Annotated in this window: 16 protein-coding genes and 1 riboswitch; of the genes, 11 read left to right on the forward strand and 5 right to left on the reverse strand. The window is 68.0% G+C overall.

The window, feature by feature from the left end:
- The first annotated feature begins 43 nt into the window (after positions 1–43).
- The 5 genes from AC1DCJ_RS13640 to AC1DCJ_RS13660 all read left to right on the forward strand — a co-directional run bounded on the left by AC1DCJ_RS13640 (position 44) and on the right by AC1DCJ_RS13660 (position 5,269).
- Positions 44–232 (forward strand): DUF2065 domain-containing protein, encoded by a 189-nt coding sequence (locus AC1DCJ_RS13640; protein WP_137191606.1) that lies wholly within the window; start codon positions 44–46, stop codon positions 230–232.
- Positions 233–560: 328 nt separating this feature from the next.
- Entirely contained in the window at positions 561–1,853 is a 1,293-nt protein-coding gene (locus AC1DCJ_RS13645; protein ID WP_038686937.1) for an adenylosuccinate synthase, read from the forward strand.
- A 159-nt stretch (positions 1,854–2,012) separates the two neighbouring features.
- Positions 2,013–2,657, forward strand: a complete 645-nt coding sequence (locus tag AC1DCJ_RS13650) for a transcriptional regulator (RefSeq protein ID WP_428712614.1) — start codon at positions 2,013–2,015, stop codon at positions 2,655–2,657.
- Complete coding sequence (locus AC1DCJ_RS13655) at positions 2,620–3,057, forward strand: hypothetical protein (protein ID WP_478071196.1); 438 nt, start codon at positions 2,620–2,622, stop codon at positions 3,055–3,057. The genes AC1DCJ_RS13650 and AC1DCJ_RS13655 overlap by 38 nt, the downstream gene beginning before the upstream one ends.
- An 88-nt stretch (positions 3,058–3,145) precedes the next feature.
- Positions 3,146–5,269 carry a methyl-accepting chemotaxis protein gene (locus AC1DCJ_RS13660; RefSeq protein WP_478071197.1) on the forward strand — a complete coding sequence of 708 codons (2,124 nt, stop codon included), beginning with the start codon at positions 3,146–3,148 and terminating at the stop codon, positions 5,267–5,269.
- Positions 5,270–6,195: 926 nt separating this feature from the next.
- On the opposite strand, the gene AC1DCJ_RS13665 is transcribed toward AC1DCJ_RS13660, so the two are convergent.
- Entirely contained in the window at positions 6,196–11,202 is a 5,007-nt protein-coding gene (locus AC1DCJ_RS13665; RefSeq protein ID WP_478071198.1) for an autotransporter domain-containing protein, read from the reverse strand.
- Between the two features lie 257 nt (positions 11,203–11,459).
- Between AC1DCJ_RS13665 and AC1DCJ_RS13670 the strand changes: the two genes are divergently transcribed.
- Positions 11,460–12,272, forward strand: coding sequence for a hypothetical protein (locus AC1DCJ_RS13670; RefSeq protein WP_478071199.1), 813 nt, complete (start codon positions 11,460–11,462; stop codon positions 12,270–12,272).
- Positions 12,273–12,330: 58 nt separating this feature from the next.
- Here the strand turns inward: AC1DCJ_RS13670 and AC1DCJ_RS13675 are convergent, their stop codons facing one another.
- From AC1DCJ_RS13675 to AC1DCJ_RS13685, 3 genes are all read right to left on the reverse strand, one after another.
- Positions 12,331–13,167 (reverse strand): hypothetical protein, encoded by an 837-nt coding sequence (locus AC1DCJ_RS13675; RefSeq protein WP_313245303.1) that lies wholly within the window; start codon positions 13,165–13,167, stop codon positions 12,331–12,333.
- 116 nt (positions 13,168–13,283) lie between these two features.
- Positions 13,284–13,790, reverse strand: a complete 507-nt coding sequence (locus tag AC1DCJ_RS13680; protein WP_478071200.1) for a hypothetical protein — start codon at positions 13,788–13,790, stop codon at positions 13,284–13,286.
- Positions 13,791–13,819: 29 nt separating this feature from the next.
- The gene (locus AC1DCJ_RS13685; RefSeq protein WP_478071201.1) at positions 13,820–15,904 is read right to left on the reverse strand and encodes a catalase; all 2,085 of its coding nucleotides are present in this window, start codon (positions 15,902–15,904) and stop codon (positions 13,820–13,822) included.
- A 175-nt stretch (positions 15,905–16,079) separates the two neighbouring features.
- Here AC1DCJ_RS13685 and AC1DCJ_RS13690 point away from each other — a divergent pair, with 175 nt between their 5' ends.
- Both AC1DCJ_RS13690 and AC1DCJ_RS13695 read left to right on the forward strand, forming a co-directional pair.
- The gene (locus AC1DCJ_RS13690) at positions 16,080–16,787 is read left to right on the forward strand and encodes an AraC family transcriptional regulator (RefSeq protein ID WP_038686947.1); all 708 of its coding nucleotides are present in this window, start codon (positions 16,080–16,082) and stop codon (positions 16,785–16,787) included.
- Between the two features lie 81 nt (positions 16,788–16,868).
- On the forward strand, positions 16,869–18,251 hold the full coding sequence (locus AC1DCJ_RS13695; RefSeq protein WP_478071202.1) for an amino acid permease: 1,383 nt from the start codon (positions 16,869–16,871) through the stop codon (positions 18,249–18,251).
- A gap of 243 nt (positions 18,252–18,494) precedes the next feature.
- Here the strand turns inward: AC1DCJ_RS13695 and gcvP are convergent, their stop codons facing one another.
- Complete coding sequence (gcvP, locus tag AC1DCJ_RS13700) at positions 18,495–21,374, reverse strand: aminomethyl-transferring glycine dehydrogenase (RefSeq protein ID WP_478071203.1); 2,880 nt, start codon at positions 21,372–21,374, stop codon at positions 18,495–18,497.
- A gap of 88 nt (positions 21,375–21,462) precedes the next feature.
- A riboswitch (glycine riboswitch) is annotated at positions 21,463–21,564 on the reverse strand.
- 293 nt (positions 21,565–21,857) lie between these two features.
- Here gcvP and AC1DCJ_RS13705 point away from each other — a divergent pair.
- The 3 genes from AC1DCJ_RS13705 to AC1DCJ_RS13715 all read left to right on the forward strand — a co-directional run bounded on the left by AC1DCJ_RS13705 (position 21,858) and on the right by AC1DCJ_RS13715 (position 24,612).
- Positions 21,858–23,081: a multidrug effflux MFS transporter gene (locus AC1DCJ_RS13705; RefSeq protein WP_478071204.1), complete on the forward strand. Its 1,224-nt coding sequence runs from the start codon at positions 21,858–21,860 to the stop codon at positions 23,079–23,081.
- A gap of 165 nt (positions 23,082–23,246) precedes the next feature.
- On the forward strand, positions 23,247–24,140 hold the full coding sequence (locus tag AC1DCJ_RS13710; protein ID WP_478071205.1) for a siderophore-interacting protein: 894 nt from the start codon (positions 23,247–23,249) through the stop codon (positions 24,138–24,140).
- 79 nt (positions 24,141–24,219) lie between these two features.
- Positions 24,220–24,612, forward strand: a complete 393-nt coding sequence (locus AC1DCJ_RS13715; protein WP_038686954.1) for a hypothetical protein — start codon at positions 24,220–24,222, stop codon at positions 24,610–24,612.
- The last annotated feature ends 116 nt before the right edge of the window (positions 24,613–24,728 follow it).

Here is a 24,728-nt window from a genome sequence, read left to right on the forward strand (position 1 = left end):
GACCCGGTGCAGACCGGGTCCCCGTTTTGTTGGTGGAGATGTCATGAAAGAGTTGTTCTCGGCCCTGTGCCTGGTGGCCGTGCTCGAAGGCCTGTTCCTGTTCGCCGCCCCGCTGGCCTGGAAGCGCATGGCCGAACACCTGCTGATGCTGCGCAGCGCCACGCTGCGCACCTGGGGCGGGGTGATCCTGCTGGCCGGGCTGACCACGCTGTGGTGGCTCCGACACACGTAGCGCCGGGCTCTGCCCGGCTTCCGACCTTGGCTGAGGAGCCGGCCAGCGGCCGGCACTACCGGATCGGGTCAGCCGCGGGGCAGGGACCGGCGCTAAGGTGCCTGGTCCTGACCGGTTGCCAACGCCCGCCTCCAGCGGGGTGGCACCTGCCCAAGGAAACCCGGATAATGCAAAAAAGCCGGACGGGCCTCCCCGTTCGGCTTTTTCCGTGTCTGGGCCTTCCATCGCCGGCCGCTCCCCGTTTGGAGCCGCCATCACCGCGCTGGCCAGCCCCGCCACGGTTTACCCGTCCGCGGCCCCGATGGCCGCAACATATGAGGAGCCCGTCATGGGTCAGTCTGTCGTAGTGCTTGGTGCCCAGTGGGGCGATGAAGGCAAGGGCAAGATCGTCGATCTGCTCACCGAGGAAATCGGTGCCGTAGTACGTTTCCAGGGCGGCCACAATGCCGGCCACACGCTTGTCATCAATGGCAAGAAGACCGTGCTGCACCTGATCCCGTCGGGCATCCTGCGTGCCGACGCGCTGTGCCTGATCGGCAACGGCGTGGTGATCTCCCCGGCTGCGCTGCAGAAGGAAATCGCCGAGCTGGAAACCTCCGGCGTGGAAGTGCGTTCGCGCCTGAAGATCTCCCCGGCCGCGCCGCTGATCATGCCGTACCACATCGCCCTGGACCAGGCGCGCGAACGCGCTGCCGGCGGCAAGGCGATCGGCACCACCGGCCGTGGCATCGGCCCGGCGTATGAAGACAAGGTGGCGCGTCGCGGTATCCGCATCGCCGACCTGCATTACCCGGCCCAGCTGGAAGAACTCCTGCGCACCGCGCTGGATTACCACAACTTCGTGCTGACCAATTACCTCAAGACCGACGCGGTCGACTTCCAGAAGACCTACGACGAAGCCCTGGCCTTCGGCGAGTACGTCGAGCCGATGAAGTCCGACGTTGCCGGCATCCTGCACGACCTGCGCAAGCAGGGTAAGCGCGTGCTGTTCGAAGGCGCCCAGGGCGCACTGCTGGACATCGACCACGGCACCTACCCGTACGTCACCAGCTCCAACACCACCGTGGGCGGCGCGCTGGCCGGTGCCGGCGTGGGCGCGGACGCGATCGACTACGTGCTGGGTATCGCCAAGGCCTACGCCACCCGCGTCGGCGGTGGTCCGTTCCCGACCGAGCTGGACGATGAAGTCGGCCAGGGCATCCGCGACCGCGGTGCCGAGTACGGCGCCTCGACCGGCCGTCCGCGTCGCTGCGGCTGGATGGACATCGTCGCGCTCAAGCGCGCCGTGGCCATCAACGGCATCAGCGGCCTGTGCATCACCAAGCTGGACGTGCTGGACGGCATGGAAAAGCTGAAGGTCTGCATCGCCTACGAATACCGCGGCAAGCGCACCGAATACGCCCCGCTGGACGCGCAGGGCTGGGAAGAGTGCACCCCGGTGTACCTGGAGTTCCCGGGCTGGACCGAGAACACCCACGGCATCACCAACTGGGACGACCTGCCGCCGGCCGCCCGCGCCTACCTGCGCGCGCTGGAAGAGCTGGCCGGCTGCCCGGTCAGCATCGTCTCCACCGGCCCGGACCGCGACCACACCATGGTCCTGCAGGACCCGTTCGCCTGAGCAACCCGGTAGTGCCGAGCACTGCTTGGCACCGCCACCGCACCAGGCAGATACACGAAGGAGCCCCGCGAAAGCGGGGCTTTTTCGGTTCTGTCACTGCCACAGGCGCGGTCCTGCTTGCATATACCCAATCTGGGTATTAACGTACCCAATATGGGTATGAAATCCAATCCAGCCGCCCGCGTAGCCGACCGCCCGATGGGTCTGGCCGATGCGCTGTTTACGCAGACACAGCAGCGCGTACTCGGCCTGATATTTGGTCAACCGCGGCGCGAGTTCGGCGTTGCCGAATTGATCTCGGCGATCGGCGCCGGGTCCGGTGCAGTGCAGCGCGAACTGGCCAAGTTGGCCGCCGCAGGTTTGGTCACGCTCAGGCGCTCGGGCAATCAGAAGCGCTATCAGGCCAATGTGGATTCACCGCTTCACGACGAGCTGGTGGCGATCGTGCAGAAGACGGTGGGCCTCGCCGGCCCGCTGCAAGAGGCGCTGGCTCCCGTTCGTGCACAGGTCAAGGCGGCCTTTGTATATGGCTCGGTCGCCAAGCGTAGCGATACGGCGCGTAGCGATATCGATCTGCTTATCGTGTCCGACACGCTGGGCTATGCCGATGTCATGCAGGCCCTGGACGACGTCGACGCGCAGCTCGGCCGTCCGGTGAATCCGACGCTCTATTCAACCGCTGAATTATCCAAGCGTATTCACGATGAAAATTCCTTCTTGATGCGGGTCTTGGCACAGCCCAAGATCTGGATCATTGGAGGAGATGATGAACTCAGCGCTGCAGAATCTGGCCGGACCGGGTAAACCGCTGAGCGTCGAGCTCCCGGATACACGCGAAATCGAGGGGTTGCGACGGTCAGGCGTGGCTCGCCTGCAGGATGCGCGCAACACAACGCTGTCCCTGGAGGGCCGCTTCGACCTGGCGTACAACGCGGCCCACGCGCTCTGCCTGGCTGCACTGCGGCGGCAGGGTTTTCGTCCGTCGCACCGCTATATCGTTTTTCAGACACTGCCGCATACCCTGGGCGCGGGGCCCGAGGTGTGGCGGGTGCTGGACAAGTGCCACCAGCAACGCAACATTGCCGAGTACGAAGGCGAACTGGATGTAAGCGAACGGTTGGTGCTGGACCTGATCCAGGCGTGCGACGCCGTGAGAATCGCGTGGGAGCATCYGGATAACCCCGGCGCGTCCGCTCCAAGGTGAATGGGAGCCATTCCGTTAAGAAAGCGTGATCAAGATCGCCCGGGCGTGGGCCGATACCCCCTCACCCCCCACGTTCTTGGATGTCCCCATGGATTTTTTGCGTAACGTCAGAGTCGTCTGGCGTCTTGGTATGGGCTTTGGCCTGTTGTTGTTGCTGGTGGCGGCCGTGGTGGCCACCGGCGCCACCGGCAGCGCGGTGCAGAAGCACGCGATGCAGCAGGTGGTCGAGGTTGGCGTCGCCAAAGTGCGGCTGCTGTCGGAGATGCTCGATGCGAACAACCAGATGATGGTGGTGCGTCGTGAAATGCTGATCCGCCAGGGCCAGGAGCGCGAGGCCGACGAGGCGCGCATCGCCGCGCTGGTCAAGCGCTACGAGGCCAGCTGGACCGCCTACCAGGCGCTGCCCACCGATGCCGAGGGCAAGGCGATCGGCGAGCAGATCGCGGCCAGGCGCGCCACCGCGCGCCCGCTCAACAAGCAGACCAGCGAGCTGATGGAACAAGGCGATTTCCCCGGCGCCGTCGCCCTGACCCTGGGCCCGGTGCAGGAAGCGGCCAACGGCTGGAACAAGGCGCTGGCCAATGGCGTGGCCTATGAAGAGAAGGAAAGCCGCGAGGCCGCGGCCGAGGCGATCCGCCTGGGCGAGCGCACCCTGCTGCAGTTGCTGGTGCTCGGTGGCATCGCACTGCTGGTCGGCATTGCCGCCTCGATCCTGATCGGGCGCAGCCTGACCGGGCCGCTGGCTCGCGCGGTGGGCCTGGCCGACCGCATGGCCCGTGGCGAGCTGGACCAGGATTTCCGCCTGGGCGGCCGCGACGAGCTCACCCTGCTGGGCAACGCCATGGGCAGCGTGCGCCAGAACGTGCAGGCCGCCATCACCGCGCAGCTGCAGATGGCGCAGCAGCACGAAGCCGGTGCGATCAGCTACCGGATGGACGCTGCGGCGCTGCCGGGCGATTACGGGCACATGCTGCGTGCCACCAACGAACTGGTGGGCTCGCACGTGGCCGTGCAGTCGCACATGGTCGATGTGATGCAGGACTACGCCATCGGCGACCTCAGCCGCGACCTGGACAGCTACCCGGGTGAGAAGGCACTGCTGACCCGCACCATGGCCACGGTCAAGAGCAGCCTGATGGCGATCAACCAGCAGATCGACACGCTGGCCAGCGCCGCGCGCGCCGGTGACTTCTCGGTGCGTGGCGACGAAGCTGCGTTCCAGTTCCAGTTCCGCGCCATGGTGGCCAACCTCAACGGCATGATGGCCAGCTCGCAGTCGAGCATCGCCGATCTGTCGCAGGTGCTGCGCGCCATTTCCACCGGTGACCTCACCTCGCGCATGGAAGGCCATTACGAAGGTGTGTTCGCGCAGATGCGCGACGATGCCAACGTCACCGCGGCGCAGCTGACCGGTATCGTGCAGCAGATCCAGGGCGCCGCCGGCAGCATCAACGACGCCGCGCAGGAACTGGCGGCCGGCCACAACGACCTGTCGCGTCGCACCGAGCAGCAGGCCGCCAACCTGGAAGAGGCCGCCGCCTCGATGGAAGAGCTGACCTCCACCGTGCGCCAGAACGCCGAGCTGGCCAGCCAGGCCGACCAGGAAGCGCATGCGTCCGGCGTGGCCGTGCGCGCCACCGAGCAGGCGATCGCGCAGATGGCCACGGTGATGAGCGAGATCGACAAATCCTCCGCGCGCATCTCCGAGATTTCCTCGGTGATCGACGGCATCGCCTTCCAGACCAACATCCTGGCACTCAACGCTGCCGTCGAGGCTGCGCGTGCCGGTGAAAACGGGCGCGGTTTTGCGGTGGTCGCCAGTGAAGTGCGTACGCTCGCACAGCGCGCCGGTACGGCGGCCAAGGAGATCAAAGACCTGATCGGTGAGGCCAGCGACAAGGTCAAGACCGGGTTGAGCGTGACCGTGGAATCCGAAGCAGCGATTGCCCGGTTGACCCAGGCCAGCTCGCGTACCAACCAGCTGATGAGCGACATCGCCGCGGCCACCAAGGAACAGGCCGCCGGCATCGAGCAGGTGAACCAGGTGGTGGTGCAGATGGACCAGGTGACGCAGCAGAACGCGGCGCTGGTGGAAGAAGCCACCGCGGCCAGCCGCGCGCTGGAAGAACAGGCGCACGCGCTGAGTGAATCGGTGGCGGTGTTCAAGCTGGAGCAGGGCACCCGGACCGTGGTTGCCCGCCGCGCGGCCTAGTGCCCCGCGCCCCCGCACGTCGCGCTGCCCCGGCAGCGTGGCGCCGGGGTGGCAATGAAAAGGCCCTGCTTGCGCAGGGCCTTCTTTTTTGGCGCTCCGCCCCAACACGGTAGGTCACCACCGTTGGTGGTGACGCCCTTGGCGTACACGCCTGGCGCGATCTTGGGATGACTTACGTTGGTATCGCCGGGCGTTGCCGGAAGCCGACCAACGGTCGGCTCTACGCGCGATCGCCGGGCGTTGATGGAAGCCGACCAACGGTGGGCTCTACGCGTGATCGCCGGGCGTTGATGGAAGCCGACCAACGGTCGGCTCTACGCGCGATCGCCGGGCGTTGATGGAAGCCGACCAACGGTCGGCTCTACGCGTGATCGCCGGGCGTTGCCGGAAGCCGACCAACGGTCGGCTCTACGCGTGATCGCCGGGCGTTGATGGGAGCCGACCAACGGTCGGCTCTACGCGTGATCGCCGGGCGTTGATGGAAGCCGACCAACGGTCGGCTCTACGCGCGATCGCCGGGCGTTGCCGGAAGCCGACCAACGGTCGGCTCTACGCGCAATCGCCGGGCGTTGCCGGAAGCCGACCAACGGTCGGCTCTACGCGTGATCGCCGGGTGTTGATGGAAGCCGACCAACGGTCGGCTCTACGCGTGATCGCCGGGCGTTGCCGGAAGCCGACCAACGGTCGGCTCTACGCGCGATCGCCGGACGTTGATGGAGGCCGACCAACGGTCGGCGCTACGCGCGTGTGATTCTCCTGCGCGCACAGACCCGCTGTTACAGGGGCCGCGCCCAGGTCGGGGGTATCGCGTTGGAACGGGTCCGGCATGGGGGGACTTGCGCAAACCGACCGGTTCGCTGATCCCATCGCTGACCCATCGACCGACCGATCCCATGCAGGATCGGCCGGTCTGCCACCGCCGCGTGTTACTTCGCGGCGGCGTTACCGGTTCCGCAGCGACGCGGCGGGCAGCGCTGTGCCGTACCGGCGGCGTGGTCCAGATCGCGACCCTGCAGTGCGTCGGCCGCAGCACCGGCACCGCCATAACTCACACGCAATCCCACGCTGCTGGCACGGCTGGAGCCGCGCGTCTGCTCATGGCCCAGCAGCAGCGACAGCAACCAGCCACGATCCAGGCGCACGTCCATGCCGGCGGCAATCGACAGGGCATTGTCGTTGTAGCTGTGCATGTCCAGGCGATAGTCCTGCGCGCGCGGACCCACCACGTAGTTGAGGTAGGCCGCGCCCTTGTCGTCCATTGCCAGGCGGTACTCGATGTTCCAGAACGGGCGCACGCGTCCTTCGCCATCGCCTGCCAGGTAGGCACCTTCAAGGCCCAGTGCGACCGCGCTGTTGCGCACCACCTGGCGGCGGTAGTCGAGGTCGTACAGATCCAGGCCGGTCTCACGGTAGGCATCGAGCGTGGTGCGGCTGGCTTCCACGCGGCCGTAGCCGGTGAGGGTCATGCCGGCGTTGCGGTGCTCGTAGCCAAAGGCCAGCGAACCGAACCACTGGTCACCATCGCGGCTGCCGCGTGCGAAGGCGTCCGCATCGTTGCTCCAGCGGCGGGTAGCGAAGTCCAGCGCGCCGCTGGCGATGACGCCGTCGACGAACAGGTGTTCGCCGCTGCGCCACAGGCCGTAGGCGGCCAGCGAATGCTGCTTGCCTTCCACGCGCGAATCGCTGCCGTCCATCTCGCTGTCGTTGCGCGCCAGGCTGGCCGCCACGCCCAGCAGCAGACGCTCACCGACGGCGCGGTCCAGGCCGAGGGTGAGACCGTCGGAGTGGAAGGCGTAGCTGCTGCTGCGGTCCCCATCGCCGAAGGTGGCACTGCCCGAGGCCCATAGGCCCCAGCCGGTGGGCAGGGACGGCCACGGCGCAGCCTGCATCGGGGCCAGCGGCAGGGCCAGGCCGGGGCGGTCGCGGCCGCCGGCATAGCCGAGCGTCAGCTGGTTGCGGGAGCTGTTGTCGCCACTGCGCACCTGGCGCAGGCGATCGCGGATGTTGGACTGCTGCGCACTGGCGAAGCGCACGCTGGCATCCACCTGCGCCTGCACGCCGGCGACCACGCCCGGGTCGCGGGTCGGATCGGGGCGCTGGGTGACGGTCAGGCGCAGCTGCGCGGTGCCGATGCCGAAGCCACCGGCGGCGGCCTGGGTGACGGTGATGATCGCCACGCCTTCACCGTGCAGGGTGACGGTGCGCCCCTGCACGCTGGCCACGTTCGGTGCACTGCTGCTGTAGCTGAAGGTGCCGCGGCTCAGGCTGGCCGGATCGACCAGGTCGAAGTCGGCCTGCCCGTACAGCTTCTGCAGCTCCTGCGGCCACTGCAGCACCGGCACGGCGGCGGTGATGTCCACCTCGAGCACGGCCTGGGGGGCGGCCTGGTACTGCGCGTTGCCGGCCTGGTTGGCGGTCAGGCTGCAGCGCCCGGCGGCCAGCATCAGTACGCTGCTGCCGTCCACGCGGCACACCGCGGGCGTGGTGGTGGCGAACACCACCGGATTGCCGGACGCACCCCCGCTGGCCGAGACCGAGAAGCGGCCGTCCACGCTGAAGGTGGGCGCGGTCGGGTTGGCCACGAACGTATCGATCTGCTGCAGCGCTTCGATCACCACCAGCGTGTAGGACTGGCGGGCGGTGAAGCCATTGGCGTCGGTCACGGTCACATCGAAGGCATGGCTGCCAGCGGCCGTGGCCATGCCCGACAGCAGGCCGTCGCTGGCCAGGGACAGGCCAGCCGGCAGCACGCCGCCGGTAACGGCGAACGTATACGGCGCCACACCACCGGATACCTGCAGGCGCTGGTTGTAGGACGCCGCGGTGAACGGTTGCGGCAGGCTGGGCAGGGTGAAGGCGATCTGCGGGGCGGCGATCACCAGCGTATAGCTGCGGGTGCTCGTGAACGGCCCGGTGCCGGTGCTGCTGTCGGTCACCTGCACGGGAATGCTGTAACTGCCGGCGGTGGTCGGCGTGCCGCTGAATTCACCGGTGCTCGCCAGGGTGATGCCGGCCGGCAGCGCGGCAAGCGCCTGATAATGGTAGGGCGCGGCGCCACCGGTAGTGGTCAGCGTTTGCTGGTAGCTGCTGCCGCCCGTGCCGGCGGCCAGCGGGGTGGCTGCCAGGCTGAGCGTGGGCGGCGACACGGTGATGCTCACCACGGCTGCCGCGGAGGTGGTGTGGCCGTCGGTGGCGCGATAGGTGAAGGCATCCGGGCCGGCATAGCCGGCATGGGGCGTGTAGGTGACCTGGGTGCCATTGATGGCCGCGACGCCGTGGGTAGCGGCGGTGGTCACGCTCACGTTGCTGGCGATGCCGCCGATGTCCAACGGAATCGACGTGGCCGTGCCGTAGGCCACCACCGCAGTGGACGGATGGGCGACGATCGCTTCGGCGGCGACGGCGGCATTGGACGCCGCCGATGCGCTGCCGGTGCCCGCGCCGTTGGTGGCGGTGACGGTGAAGGTGTAGGACAGGCCGACGGTAAGGCCGGTCACCTTGATCGGGCTGCCCGCACCGGTGGCGGTGATACCGCCGGGAACGGCGGTCACCGTGTAGCCGGAGATCGCGCTGCCGCCAGTGAAGGCCGGCGCGGTGAAGCGCACCTCGATCTCGCCGGTGCCCGAGGGCGTGGCCGTGCCGATCAGCGGTGCACCGGGGGCGACCGCATTGACCTGGAACGTCTGCGACACGGTCGGGGCCGGCAGGAAGCTGCTGTTGCCGGGCTGATTGGCCGCGATGCCGCAGGTGCCCGCAGTGAGGAAGGTCAGCGCACCACTGCTGGTGATCGTGCAGACCCCGGTGGTGGTGGAAGTGAAGGTCGGGGTCAGCCCGGCGTCGGACGACGCCGTCAGCGTCGGCGTGGTGCCGAAATTCTGCGCGCCCGGGTTGTTGAAGGTGATGGCCTGGGCGGCGGCCGGGGTGATCGCGTTGGAGGCGCCCGAGGCCCCGCCGGTACCGGCACTGTTGGTCGCCGTCACGGTGAAGGTGTAGGTGATGCCGTTGGTCAGGCCGGTCAGCGTGATCGGTGCGCCGGCCCCGGTGGCGGTGATGCCGCCCGGCTGCGCGGTCACCGTGTAGCCGCTGATCGCCGCACCGCCGGTGGTGGCCGGTGCGGTGAAGCGCACCGTGGCCTGGGTATCGCCTGCGGTGGCGGTACCGACGTTGGGCGCACCGGGCACTACGGCCGCCACGGTGAAGGTCTGGGTAACCTGCGACGCCGCTTCGACGCTGCCATCGCCGCCCTGGTCGGCGTGGATGCTGCAGCTGCCGCTGCTGGCGAAGGTCAAGGTGCCGCCGCTGGTGATGGTGCACACGCCGGTGGTGGCGGACGTAAAGCTGACCGGCAGGCCGGCGCTGCTGGTCGCCGTCACGGTGGGCGCGGTACCGAAGGTCTGCGTACCCGGATTGCCAAAGGCAATGGTCTGGGTGCCCTTCGGCGTTACCGCCGACGAGGCGGCCGAGGCGACGCTGGTGCCGGTGGCATTGGTGGCGGTGACGGTGAAGGCGTAGGCGGTGCCGTTGGCCAGCCCGGTGACGACCAGCGGCGAGGCCGCGCCGCTGGCGGTGAAACCGCCCGGGGAAGACGTCACGGTGTAAGTGGTGATCGCCGAACCGCCGTCGCTGGCCGGTGCGGTGAAGGCCACCGATACCTGGCCATTGCCCGGGGTGGCTGCGCCCATCGCGGGTGCGCCCGGCGCGGTGGGAATGGCCACGATATGCGAGGCGCCCGCGCTGTAGGCGGCCACGCTGGTGTTGCCGGCGCCGTCGCGGATGCCCGAGGCCGCGTTCAGATCCAGCCGCAGCGTGCCGTTGCCGCCGATGCTGTCGACCACCACGTTGAGGGTGTCGCTGCCCGCGCCGCTGACCGAACGGACGACCGCGGCGGCCGAACCGGTGCCGGTCAGGCTGAAGTCACTGGTGGCCACGTTGAGCACCGGCTCGCTGAAGTTCACCTGCCAGGTCACGCTGGTAGCGGTGGCCGCAGGCGTCCCCAGCACTGCCATGCTGCTCACGCTGGGCGCCAGGTGGTCGACCACGGCGAGGGTGAATGCCTTCTCGGTACTGGCACCGCCGCTGTCGGTGCTGCGCACGCGCACGCTGTGGTTGCCGGTGGCGAGGCTGGCCGCGTTAGTGGCGCGCAGCGCGTCGCCGGCGATGTTGAACTGTGCATTGGCGGTGTCGCCGGCGCCGCTGACCAGGCTGTAGGTGAATGCATCGCCCACATCGGCATCGGTGGTGCTCAGGGTGCCGACCACGGCGTTCGTACCGGCGCTCTGGTTGAGCGCGGTGGCGGTCAGGGCAAGGTCGGTGGGCGCGGTGTTGATCGCTTCCACGATGATGTTGTTGATCGAATGCCAGGTGCGCAGGCCCGGATCGGCACCGCCGCTGATGAGACGGATGCGGATTTCATCGACGTTGCGGAAGGCCGCCGGGAACAGGCTCACCTTGAGCGGAACGCGGAGCGGCGCCGGGATCGAGAACCCGCGCGTACCCACCAGGGCGCCGTCGCGGTAGCCTTCCACCATGTAATTGACGCTGGTGTTCTCGCCCCAGTTGTAATAGCGGAACGAGGTGATCGAGAAGTTGCTGCCGTTGGCCGAGCGGATCACCATCCCGATACGACCGTCCTGCTCGGTGTGGGTCAGGCCTGACCAGGTGCCGTCATCGCTGGACAGCCAGGTGTTGTCCTTCCAGGTCATGCCCGCGACAGGCGTGCCTGCCGCATCGCTGCTGTTGTACACCTGCAGGGTCAGGCCGGGCACATCGGCCGAACCGCCCTGGCCATCCTGCGCGTAGGTGGTGCCGACGCCGGTGTTGCTGCTGAACACCACCTCCACCGGTGCGGCCTGCACCGCTCCCGCCGCGCCTGCCAACAGGACAAGCCATGCCAGCACCCGCAGCAGCGGATGGGCCAAATTAGAAACGGACATGCAATCCCCTGAATCAATCCACGATCAACGCTGGCAGCATGCGCATGGGCGCGCCCCCGGCTTCCCCTTTTCACCACCCAGCGGATATCGGCCGGCAGCGCCGAATCTGATGCCCGGCCGGCGCGCCTTGGTAAAGGGGCGTGGTCTGGGCGGCTTGAGAGGCGATGCAAGCCATGTGCCACCGCCCTGTCGAGCGGCGTGGGGTCTTCCGTGGACCGCCGATTTCGGTGATGCTCTGGCCACGCACAGGGGGCTTCATGCACACCACCGAATCAGGCGACATCCACGGCGATGTGCCGGCCATCGCACACCTCACCACCGACCCGGTGCCTGCCGCGGGTAGCGCGCCGCCCACCGACTGGTCGGTGCTGCCGGTGGTGCAGGGCAACGAGGATTCGGTGGTAATGGTGGTGTGGCGGCTGCTGCGACAGGAGCCGGCGTTGATCGTCAGCGCCGGGTACGTGCTGCTGTCGCTGCTGGGGCTGTGGTCCAGCTACTTTTTCTACCGCGGTTTCCAGCTGTCGATCCTGGACTACCTGCAGGTCAGCGACTTCCTGGTCGCCGGCCTGCGCGATCCGGCGTACGCGGCGATCCTGGCGGGCGGCGCCCTGCTGGCGATCCTGGTCGGTTGGCCGGACACGCTGCGCCGACGCAACCCGGCCCGGGTGGACGCACTGCGGGCGCGGCACTGGGGCTGGCGGGTGCTGTTTTCGCGTTCGGCGCTGACCAGTTGGGACATGTCGGGCATGCGGCCACTCACGGGTGTGTGCATGGCGGTGGCGTTCTTCATGGCGCTGGGAGCGGCCATCTACTCCCTGGACAAGGCCGAGAACATCCGCCAAAGCGGGCAGGGCAGCGCGGTCACCGTGCATCTGGCAGGCGATACCGCCGCGTTGCCCGGTACCGCGCGCCTGCTCGGCAGCAGCACCGGGTTCGTATTCCTGTGGTGGCCGCAGCAGCAGCGTGCCGAAGCGGTGCCGATCTCGGCGATCAAACGCATGCAGTCGGTGGTGCTGCCCGCCCGGCCCGCCGCCGCACCGATACCACCACCGGCGCACACAGCGCGATGAGCCAAGCAGGGGGGGCGGTCGCCGCACAACGCGTGCCGCGCCCTGATGACGCGGCAGCTCAGCTCCCGGAGGCGGGCGCCTGGGCCACGTCATCGCGCTTGTGGATGCGGCCCTCGCGGATCTCCCAGAGCTGGCCGTCGGTCGTCGCGACGTACATCGGCGTGCGTGCCCACAGGCTCCAGTACACATGGACCTCGGTGGGGGTCGGGTCCAGCAGATGCGTCACCATCATGCCAACCACCGTGACGCCCCGCTTTGACGGCGTCCGGCCCAGCTGGATGCAGGTGCGGGTGAAGCCACGGCTTGCCGTGATCCGCCCGTCGGCGATGTCCAGCCGGTGGCTGCCGCCCAGTGGCACCACGTTCGGCAAGGTGGTTGCCGGCAGCAGATAGACCGCCCAGCGTCCATCGCCTTCGGGCAGCGCGACGCTGTTGTAGGTCTTGGCGCATGGCGCCACCTGTGCGGTCATCGCCAGGCTGCGCGCCGTTGCGGCGGCGGTTTCATAGGCGCTCAGCGGCGCCGGCTCGGACAGTACCTGGACCTCGCCTGCGGGCGTGCCGTCGGCCGCCATCTCGATGCGGTACAGCACGGCGGGGGTCGCGTCGATGTAACTGACCCGGTACTGCCCGTCATGTTCCTCGGTAATCCAGCCGCGTACCCGCGTGTCCTTGCCGAAGGCGCGGTACTTGGCCCGTATTGCATCGGTCGCGCGCTCGGCGGCGAGATCCTGCAGGAAGATCGCCTTGCCCAGCCGTTCGGCACGCGACAGCGCGGCTGCGGTATCGGCGGCGCTCAACGGTGTCGGGGTCGGGGGCGTCGCAGGGATGTCCTGTGCAAGCGCCATCAACGGCATCAGCAAGACCAGCGTGGCCCATGCGCGTGCAGGTTTCATCATGACGTACCCCTTCGATGGCCGCTTCCTGCGGCAATGGCGGAGTATCGCCGATCACCTGTCCGCAACGCCAACGCTGCCCCATGAGGGGGCAGCGGGCGCAGCACGCGTATTGCGGCCTACTGGGCTGGCGTCTTCTTCGCGGCCTTCCTGGCCGTTGTCTTCTTCGCCGCCTTCTTGGTTGCGGCCTTCTTCGTGGCCTTCCCGGTCGTTGTCTTCTTCGCAACCTTCTTCGCTGCAGACTTTCTCACGGCCTTCTTGGTCGTTGCCTTTTTCGCCGCCTTCTTCGTTGCAGCCTTCTTCGTGGCCTTCTTGGCCGCTGTCTTCTTCGCCGCCTTCTTCGTTGCAGACTTCTTCACGGCCTTCTTGGTCGTTGCCTTTTTCGCCGTCTTCTTCGTTGGAGCCTTCTTCACGGCCTTCTTGGTCGTTGCCTTCTTCGCCGTCTTCTTCGTTGCCTTCCTGGTTCCCCCTCCCTTCTTGCCACCGCCATCCTGCTTGTTGACGGTGGCCCAGGCGATCCTTTCGGCCGCGGCTTCGCTGCGGCCCTCATCCTTCTCGCTTTCTTCGATATGTTCGGCCTGACGCTTCTGCTTGTCGGTGTAGCTGGATTTGTCACCACGGGGCATGGGATGTCTCCTGTCGGGTCTGCGATGCATCAGGCCAGCATGCGGACCTTGGGTTCACGCGCCCACTGGCGGGTTGCCGCAGCAGTGAGGAACGCCTTGGCATCTTCGGCTTCCACCACGCCGGGGTCGTTGCCCACGCGGGCCGCCTTGAGCAGCGCCTGCGCACCCTCGTCGGCCGCGATCGCCTTCAGGTGGACCCACGCGTTGGCGACGAAATCGATGGCCGCCGATTCCTTGAGCAGGCGCTTGGCCGCCTCGTTGCTGAGCACCACGGCAACCGCGTCGAACACCACCGACGGTGTACCGGCCAGCTGGCCATCGGCTGCCAGGGTCTTGCCGTCGCTCAGCTTGCCGCCGCCCAGCTTCGGCGCAACCAGCTTCACGCTGGCACCGGCCTTGTCAGCGGCCTTGCGCAGGTTGTTGATCAATCCGGCGTCGGAGCCTTCGTCGAACAGGATGCCGATGCAGCGGCCTTTGAGCAGGTCTTTGGTGCGGCCGATCACGCGCACTTCCGGCGCCTTCGGGAAATCCTGCGCAGGGGTGGCGGTCGGCGCGGGATCGGGCAGGGCGGGCATCGCCAGGCCCGCCGCTACGCGTTTGGCCAGCGCGTCATCGATGTTGCGCAGGTGGCTCACCGTGCGCTCGCGCACCTTGGCCGTTTCCACCTTCGACAGCTCGAAAACCAGTGCCGAGGCCAGGTGGGCCTGTTCGGGCGCTTCCAGGCTGCGGAAGAACATCCGCGCCTGGCTGTAGTGATCGGCGAAGCTGGCCGCGCGCACGCGGCCCTTGACCCCGTCATCGGGCGCCGTGGCATGGCTCGGGAAGCCCTCGGGGGTTTCGCGCGGAGTGTCGTCCTGCAGCGAACTGGGGTCGTAGGCAACGCGCCCCTTGGGCACCTGCATCTGCATGTGGCCGTCGCGCTGGTGGTTGGCGAACGGGCACTTGGGTGCATTGACCGGAATCTGGTGGAAGTTCGGCCCGCCCAGCCGGCTGAGCTGAGTATCCAGGTAGGAGAACAAGCGGCCCTGCAGCAGCGGGTCATTGCTGAAGTCGATGCCCGGCGGCACGTTGGCCGGGCAGTAGGCCACCTGTTCGGTTTCGGCGAAGAAGTTGTCCGGCCAGCGGTCCAGCACCATGCGCCCGACCACGGTCAGCGGCACCAGCGATTCGGGGATGATCTTGGTCGAGTCCAGATGATCGAACGGGAACGCCTCGGCTTCTTCTTCGGTAAACAGCTGCACGGCCAGTTCCCATTCGGGGAAGTCACCGGCGGTAATCGCCTCGAACAGGTCACGGCGGTGGAAATCGTTGTCGGCGCTCTGCAGTTTCACCGCCTCGTCCCACACCGTGGATTGGATGCCCAGCTTGGGGCGCCAGTGGAATTTGACGAAGGTCGACTCGCCGGCCTCGTTGAGCAGGCGGAAGCTGTGGATGCCGAAGCCTTCGATGGTGCGCAGCGAGCGCGGGATGGTGCGGTCGCTCATCGCCCACATGATCATGTGCATCGATTCGGGCATCAGCGACACGAAGTCCCAGAAGGTGTCGTGTGCACTGGCCGCCTGCGGGAAGGCGCGGTCCGGTTCCATCTTCACCGCGTGGATCAGGTCGGGGAACTTGATCGCGTCCTGGATGAAGAAGACCGGGATGTTGTTGCCGACCAGGTCCCAGTTGCCTTCGCGGGTGTAGAACTTCACCGCGAAGCCGCGGACGTCGCGCGGGGTGTCCACCGAACCGGCGCCGCCGGCCACGGTGGAGAAGCGGGTGAACACCGGGGTACGCACGCCCACCTCGGTCAGCACCCGCGCGCGGGTGAATTCTTCCAGCGAACGGGTCAGCTCGAAATAGCCGTGCGCCGCGCTGCCGCGGGCATGCACGATGCGCTCGGGGATGCGCTCATGGTCGAAGTGGGTGATCTTCTCGCGCAGGATGAAGTCTTCCAGCAACGTCGGCCCGCGCGGGGTATCGCGCAGCGAGTTCTGGTTGTCGGCAACCGCAATGCCCTGGTTGGTGGTCAGCGGCGGGTGGGTGCCACCGGCATGCTGGTGCAGTTCGTCCCCTTGGCCACGGCTGTCGGCGGGAGGGGCGGATTTGGTGCGGGGCTTGCTGACGGCCATGTGGCGGCTCCGGGCTGGCGGGAAGGCAACCCCCACACTGGCGTGGCCGGCGTTAATCGCGGGTGCGAAAAGCCCGGCGCGTATCCACCCGCGCTTCACATGCCGCGTCCCGGTCGCTGGGTGGCGCGCGGCGGGACGGGTATCCTTGGCCCGTCTCTTCCGCCCCCTGTGCCGCATGCGCGTAGAACCTGCCGACATCGAAGCCCTGTTTGATGCCATCCCCGACGTGCTGTTCTTCATGAAGGACCGCGACGGGCGCTATACGCACATCAACCAGACCATGCTGCGCCGGCTGGGCCTGAAGTCGCGCAAGGAGGTGATCGGGCGCACCGCGGCGGAGATCTACCCCACCGGGCTGGGGGCCGATTACGCCAGCCAGGACGAACAGGTGCTGGCCGGGCGGGTGATCGAGAACCTGATGGAGCTGCACCTGTTCGCCAACCGCGAGCCGGGCTGGTGCCTGACCTGCAAGCGGCCGCTGCTGGTGGACGGGCAGGTCAAGGGACTGATCGGCATCTCGCGCGACCTCGGCCAGAAGGACAGCCTGGGCACCCAGTACGAGCAGCTGCGGCTGGCGCTGGCGCACCTGAACGCGCATTACGCCGAGAACGTGCGCATGCAGACCCTGTTGGACATCACCGGGTTTTCGCTGTCCAAGCTGGAGCGCACCTTCCGCAAGGTGTTCCAGATGACCCCGCAGCAGGTGCTCACCCGCCTGCGCATCCAGATGGCGGTGCACCTGCTGCACGGCGGCGACAGCATCGCCAGCATCGGCCAGGCCTGCGGCTTTACCGACCAGAGCGCGTTCACCCGCAAGTTCAAGGCCGAGGTGGGGGTGTCCCCGCGCGGCTACCGCGCGCAGATCGGCGAGCGCGACCGCTAGGCCGGGCTGGGCCCTGTGGCCTATGCCGCAGCCCGGCCGAACAGGTATCGTGTTGCACCTGTTGCCCGCCAAGCGATTCCGATGCCCGCATCCCCGACTCCGACGCCAGCCGCTCCCCGCCTGGGCCACGCGCTCAAGCCCCGCCAGCTGATCATGATGGGGCTGGGCAGCGCGATCGGCGCGGGCCTGTTCCTGGGCTCGGGCGTGGGCGTGCAGGCGGCTGGACCGGCGGTGCTGCTGTCCTACCTGGTCGCCGGCGCGCTGGTGATCATCGTGATGAACGCCTTGGGCGAGATGGCGGCGGCCAAGCCGACCAGTGGCGCGTTCTCGGTGTACGCGGCCGACGCCATGGGCGCCACCGCCGGGGCCACCGTGGGCTGGCTGTGGTGGGTGCAGCTGGTGATCGTGATCGCCGCCGAAGCGGTGGGCGCGGCCGGGCTGCTGGCCACGGTGTGGCCGGCGGTGCAGGTGCCGATGGCCGCACTGGCCTTCATGCTGTTCTTCACCGCGATCAACCTGCTCGGGGTGAAGAACTTCGGCGAGTTCGAATTCTGGTTCGCCATCCTCAAGGTGGTGGCGATCATCGCCTTCATCCTGATCGGCGTGGCGCTGTTGATGGGCTGGCTGCCGGACGTGGCCTCGCCGGGCCTGTCCAACTTCACCGCGCACGGCGGCTTCGCGCCCAAGGGCCTGGCCGGTGTGGGGGCGGCGCTGCTGGTGGTGGTGTTCGCCTTTGGCGGCACCGAGATCGTGGCGGTGGCCGCAGCCGAAACCGAAGACCCCGAGCGCAGCATCGCGCGCGCCATCCGCACCGTGGCCTGGCGCATCCTGGTGTTCTACATCGGCTCGCTCAGCGTGATCATCGCCGTGGTGCCGTGGACCAGCGAAGCGCTGAAGTCGCCCTTCGCGGCGGTGCTGCAGGTGGCCAACATTCCCGGCGCGGCCACGGCGATCACCCTGATCGCGGTGATCGCGCTACTGTCGGCGCTCAATGCCAACCTCTACGGCGCCTCGCGCATGATGTACTCGCTGGCCCAGCGCCAGGAGGCCCCGGCCGTGCTGGGCTGGACCGATCCGCGCCAGGTGCCGATCATCGCGGTGCTGGCCAGCGTGCTGTTCGGCTTTGCGGCCACGGTGATGGAGCTGCGGTTCCCGGACAAGGTGCTGCCGGTGCTGCTCAACACCGTCGGCTCGACCTGCCTGCTGGTGTGGACGATCTCGCTGCTGTCGCAGCTGATCCTGCGCCACCGCGCCAACCGCGATGGCACCCGCCTGCCGTTCCGCATGGCCGGTTACCCGTACCTCACCGTGATCGGCCTGGGCGTGCTGGCGCTGATCTTCTGCCTGTTGCTGTCCGAATCGCACACCCGCCTGCAGTTCCTGTCGATGGCCGCGCTGACCGCGGTGATCGCCATCAGCAGCGAAGTCACCCGCCGCGTGCGCGCCAGCCGCCAGGCGGATTGACGCTACTGCCGGCCGCTGGCCGGCTCATCACCTCACCGATCGAAACCCGGTAGTGCCGGCCGCTGGCCGGCTCTGCACCATGCCGATAGGCATCCGTGGGAGCCGGCCAGCGGCCGGCACTACCGGGGTAAATGGTAGCCGGCCAAGGGCCGGCGGTACCGGCATCACGTGCGACGGGGCATCCCGCAAACAGAAACGGCCCGCTTGCGCGGGCCATTTCCTGTTGCAGCAGGGCAGGGAGGTTTACACCTCCACGCCCTCGTCTTCCTTGTAGGCATCCACCGGGATGCACGCGCACATCACGTTCTTGTCGCCGTACACGTTGTCCACGCGCGCCACCGGCGGCCAGTACTTCTGCTGGCGCAGGCTGGCCAGCGGGAAGGCCGCCAGCTCACGCGGGTAGGCGTGCGCCCACTCGCTGGCCGACACCGCGGTGGCGGTGTGCGGGGCATGCTTGAGCGGGTTGTCCTCGCGGTCCAGGCGGCCGTCTTCGATCGCGGCGATTTCCTCGCGGATCTGGATCATCGCGTTGATGAAGCGGTCCAGCTCGTGCAGCGATTCGCTTTCGGTCGGTTCCACCATCAGCGTGCCGGCCACCGGGAAGCTCAGGGTCGGGGCATGGAAGCCGAAGTCGATCAGACGCTTGGCCACGTCCTCGGCGGCGATGCCGGAGGTCTTCTCCAGCGGGCGCACGTCCAGGATGCACTCGTGTGCCACCAGCCCGTTGCGGCCGGTGTACAGGGTCTTGAAGTGCGGGGCCAGGCGGGTGGCGATGTAGTTGGCGTTGAGCAGGGCCACCTGGGTGGCCTTGCGCAGGCCGGCGGTGCCCATCAGCGTGATGTACATCCAGCTGATCGGCAGGATCGAGGCGCTGCCGAAGCTGGCTGCGCTGACCATGCCCACCGGGCCGTTGTCACCCAGCTTGCCCGGCAGGAACGGCGCCAGGTGCGACTTGACTGCGCACGGGCCCACGCCCGGGCCGCCGCCGCCGTGCGGAATGCAGAAGGTCTTGTGCAGGTTCAGGTGCGAGACGTCCGAGCCCCACTTGCCGGGCTTGGCCACGCCCACCAGGGCGTTCATGTTGGCGCCGTCGGTGTACACCTGGCCGCCGTGCTTGTGGATGATCTCGCAGATCTCCACCACCTCTTCCTCGAACACGCCATGCGTGGACGGGTAGGTCATCATGATCGCGGCCAGGCGGTCGCTGTACTTCTCCGCGTTGACGCGGATGTCGTCGACGTCGACGTTGCCGTTGGCGTCGGTCTTGGTCACCACCACCTTCATGCCGCACATCTGCGCCGAGGCCGGGTTGGTGCCGTGCGCCGAATCCGGGATCAGGCACACGTCGCGGTGGTCGTCGCCGCGCGAGCGGTGGTAGGCGCGGATCGCCAGCAGGCCGGCGTATTCGCCCTGCGCGCCCGAGTTGGGCTGCAGGCTCACCGCGTCGTAGCCGGTGCATTCCACCAGCATCGCTTCCAGGCTCTCGATCAGGTCCTTGTAGCCGGTGGCCTGGTCGGCCGGGGCCAGCGGATGGATGTTGGCGAACTCCGGCCAGGTCACCGGAATCATCTCGGCGGTGGCGTTGAGCTTCATGGTGCAGCTGCCCAGCGGGATCATGGTGCGATCCATCGCCAGATCCTTGTCCGCCAGCGAACGCAGGTAACGCAGCAGTTCGTGCTCGCTGTGGTGGGTGTTGAACACCGGGTGGGTCAGGAACGCGCTGGTGCGCACCAGGCCGGCCGGCAGCGCGTCGGCGGTGCTGGCGTCCAGGGCATCCACATCCACCTGGGCGCCGAACAGCTGGCCCAGGGCCACGATGTCGTCGCGGGTGGTGGTTTCATCCAGGCTGATGCCGACCGCTTCGCTGTCGATCGCGCGCAGGTTGATGCGCGCCGCCGCGGCCTTGGCGTGGATCGCCTTGGCGTCGATGTCCTTGACGTGCAGGGTGTCGAAGAAGTGCTCGCCCACGTTGACGCCGGCAGCGCGCAGCGCATTGGCCAGGATCGCGGCCAGGCGGTGGGTGCGGCGGGCGATCCGGGTCAGGCCGTCCGGGCCGTGGTACACCGCGTACATCGAGGCCATCACCGCCAGCAGCACCTGGGCGGTGCAGATGTTGGAGGTGGCCTTCTCGCGGCGGATGTGCTGCTCGCGGGTCTGCAGGGTGAGGCGGTAGGCCGCGTTGCCCTGGGCGTCGACCGACACGCCGATCAGGCGGCCCGGCATCGAGCGCTTGTAGGCGTCGCGGCAGGCCATGAACGCGGCATGCGGGCCGCCGAAACCGAACGGCACGCCGAACCGCTGCGAGTTGCCGACCACGATGTCCGCGCCCCATTCGCCGGGCGCGGCGATCAGGGTCAGCGCCAGCAGGTCGGTGGCCACGGCGACCAGGCCGCCGCGCGCGTGCACGGCATCGGCCAGCGCCTTGTAGTCACCCACATGGCCGAAGGTGTCCGGGTACTGCAGCAGCACGCCGTAGGCTTCGGCTTCCATGGCTTCTGCCGGGGTGCCCACGCGCAGCACGATGCCCATCGGCTCGGCGCGCGTGCGCAGCAGTTCCAGCGTCTGCGGGTGCACCGCGTCGTGCACGAAGAAGGTGTCGGACTTGCTCTTGGCCGAACGCTTGGCCAGGGTCATCGCTTCGGCCGCGGCGGTGGCTTCGTCCAGCAGCGAGGCGTTGGCGATTTCCATGCCGGTCAGGTCGGCGCACAGGGTCTGGAAGTTGATCAGCGCTTCCATGCGGCCCTGCGAGATCTCGGCCTGGTACGGGGTGTAGGCGGTGTACCACGCCGGGTTTTCCAGCACGTTGCGCAGGATCACGTTCGGGGTGAGCGTGCCGTAGTAGCCCTGGCCGATGAAGGTGCGGAACACCTGGTTCTTGTCGGCGATGGCGCGGATCTTGGCCAGCGCCTGCACTTCGGTCAGCGACTCGGGCAGGTCCAGCGCCGCCGGCGACTTGATCCCGGCGGGCACGATCGCATCGGTGAGCGCGTCCAGTGAGGCGTGGCCGACCACGTCGAGCATCTGCGCGATTTCGGCGTCGTTGGGGCCAATGTGGCGTTCGACGAACGCGTGGCTGTGTTCAAGCTCGCGCAGGGAAGGGGTGTTCTGGGACATGGCTGGCATCTCGAAGAGTGGGCACGCACGTTCGGAAGGCTGCCGGGTCGGGGTGCATCGCAGACGCGCGCGAACCACCGGACCTTGCGGTCTTCCTGGGTGCCCCTCTGTCCTTTTGCCTGAGAGTTTAAAAGCGCGCATCTGCGTGCTTCGTGCCCCTTCGGCGCCGGCAGTGGCCGGTCTCTCCAGAGTTTTGATGCGGGTGGTATCGGGCCTGAGCGATTACGGGCGTTGCGCCTTCGGCAGCGGGTGCTTCAAAACAAAGCGCCGCTTCTCCCACCATGTAGCCCGGCGATTATAGCCCAGCGGCCTTGCCGGCTGCGGCCCTACCCGGGATGAATGGGGGACGCCAGACGCCCCGGAATGGGACCGTTGGCATGGTGCGGGGGCCGGCAAAGGCCTATCATGGCCGGATCCTCGTATTCATCTGGCGCCGCCCGTTCCGGGCTGGCGCCCGCCGTGCATTCGCGCATGGCCCAGACGGAAGACCGCATGACGCCCGCCTCGCCCTCGACCCGCCGCCTGGCCCTGCTGCTCGCAGGCCTGGCGATGTTCGGTCCGTTCTCGATCGACACCATTTTCCCGGCCTTCCTGCTGCTGGGGGAGCGCATGCAGGTGGACCAGGTCGCGGTGCAGCAGACCATCAGCGTGTACCTGCTGTTCTACGGCCTGATGAGCCTGGCGCACGGCCCGCTGTCGGATGCGTTCGGGCGCAAGCGGGTGATCATCGGCGGGCTGGTGCTGTTCATCGGCGCCTCGATCGGCTGCGCGCTGTCACGTGACATGACCACGCTGCTGGTGTTCCGCGCGCTGCAGGGCGTCACCGCCGGGGTCGGGGTGATCGTCGGCCGCGCCGTGATCCGCGACCTGTACCACGGGGCAGACGCGCAGCGCCTGATGAGCCAGGTGTCGATGATCTTCGGCGTGGCCCCGGCGATCGCGCCGATCATCGGCGGCTGGATCCTGCTGGGCGGGGGCGACTGGCCGCTGATCTTCTGGTTCCTGGTGCTGTTCGGGGTGGTGCTGTTGCTGGCCACCGGCAAGTGGCTGCCTGAAACCCACCCGGTGGAGGCACGCACGCCGTTGTCGATGCGCGAACTGCTGCGCAGCTACCTGCGCATGGGCTCCAACCCGCGCCTGTTGCGGCTGGCGGCGGCCGGCGCGTTCAACTTCTCCGGCATCTTCCTGTACATCGCCTCGGCCCCGGTATTTGTCATGCAGCACCTCAAGCTGGGCGAGGGCGGCTTTGCGTGGCTGTTCATCCCCACCATCGGCGGCATGACGATGGGCTCGTTCCTGTCCGGGCGCATGGCCGGGCGACTGACCGCGCAGCGCCAGATCGGCATCGGCTTCGGCCTGTGCGCGGTGTCGGCGGCGCTCAACCTGGGCTACGTGCTGGCGGTGCCGCAGATCATGCTGCCGTGGGCGGTGCTGCCGATCTTCCTGGGGGGCGTGGGCATGGCGCTGATCTTCCCGATCCTGGCGTTGGCGGTGCTGGACATGTACCCGCACCAGCGCGGGCTGGCCTCGTCGATGCAGATGTTCATCCAGCTGATGATCAACACCGTGGTGGCCGGCGTGGTCTCGCCGCTGCTCAGTGCCAAGCCGCTGCATCTTGCGCTGGGTTATGCGGGCTTCTTCGCCGTGGGGGCCAGTTTCTGGTATTGGGAACGCCACTGCGAGCAGCGCCGCGCGCTGTTGACGCCCATCGAATAAGCCGCGCGCACGCCACGGTTGCGTCGTGCGCAACCGTGGCGCCGCCGCCATTGCCAACCTGCGGTGGCGGCGTATTCTGTGTGCTCGCCAGCCAGTTCGTGCACCACGACAGCCAACACATTCCCCTGCGGGCCGTCCGTGTCCGCCGCACTCCAGGGTGATTGCATGGCTGCACAGCAGACCTACCGCCTGTTCGACGTCGCGCTCAAGCAGCGCACCGTCCTTTCCCCGTCGCTGACCCGCATGGTGTTCGCCGCGCCCGACGTGGCCAACATGAAGACCGAGGGGCCGGACCAGCGCATCAAGGTGTTTTTCCCGCTGCCCGGCCAGGACGCGCCGCAGGTGCCGCAGGGCGAGGACTGGTACGCACGCTACCGCGCCCTGCCTGAGGACGAACGCGCCCCGATGCGGACCTACACCATCCGTGCGCTGCGCCCGGAGGCCGGCGAGGTCGACGTCGATTTCGTCCTGCACGGGGAGACCGGCCCGGCCTCGCGTTGGGCCACCCATGCCCGTATCGGCGACCGCATCGGCCTGTTGGCCCCGGATGCACAGGTGGCCGACAGCAGCCAGGGATTCGAGTGGAAGCCGCCGGCCGACGTGCAGCGGGTGCTGCTGGTGGCCGATGAGACCGCATTGCCGGCGGTGGCCGGCATCCTGGAAGACCTGGCCCGCTGGCCACATCCGCCGCAGGTGCAGGCTTTCCTGGAAGTGGCCCACGACGCCGATGTGCTGCCGCTGGTGGCCCCGGTGGGGGCGCAGCTGTTCTGGCTGGCCCGCGAGGGCGCCGCGCACGGGCAGCTGCTGCAGCAGGCCGTGCAGGCGCGGGTCGGGCCGTTGGGGCTGCGCGCGGCCGAGCAGGACCTGGCCGAGATCGACATCGACCAGGACATTTTGTGGGAGCAGGCCAGTGCGCCGGGCGGCGGGCTGTACGCCTGGGTCGCCGGTGAAGCCGGCGCGGTGTTGGCGATCCGCCGGCACCTGGTGAAGGACTGCGGAATCGACAAACGGGCCATCACCTTCATGGGGTACTGGCGCCACGGCAAGGTGCTGGATTGAGGGGCGGCGGTGGCCAGCGGCCGGCCTGGCGGGGCGCGTGCGGTATCCTTGGCGCTTTGATGCAGTCCGGACGTTCTTGATGTCGACCACCTCCAAACTGCGCCGCGACATCCGCCGGCGCCGTGAAACCCAGGCCGCCAACCGTGAGCAGGCCGCCGCCCCGCCGGTCGAACCGCATGCGGAACTGCGCGACCAGCAGCGCACGCTGTTGGCTGGCGTGGTGCGTCGCGATGGCGAATGGGTGCTGGGCATGGACGGCCGTATCGCCGGCCAGACCCCCAGTGCCGCCCGCGTGCTGGCGCTGATCATGCAGGCCGCCGAACTGCACGAACGCCAGGGCACGCCGGTGCGCCTGGTGTATTCGGATGCACTGAAGGACGCCGCGCATGCCGAGGCCAAGGCCGACGGCAAGGATTTCGAGCAGTTCAAGGCCGAACTCGCCGCCAGCCTGAAGACCCCGACGCACTCCTGAGGCCGGGGGTAGAGCCACGCCATGCGTGGGTGCGGTCGGTTCGGATGTCATCAGATCCATCCAAGGCCACCGACAGCAAACAAGAAAAAACCGGCCTTTTGGCCGGTTTTTTTTCA

This window comes from Stenotrophomonas sp. 10N36, assembly GCF_056395005.1.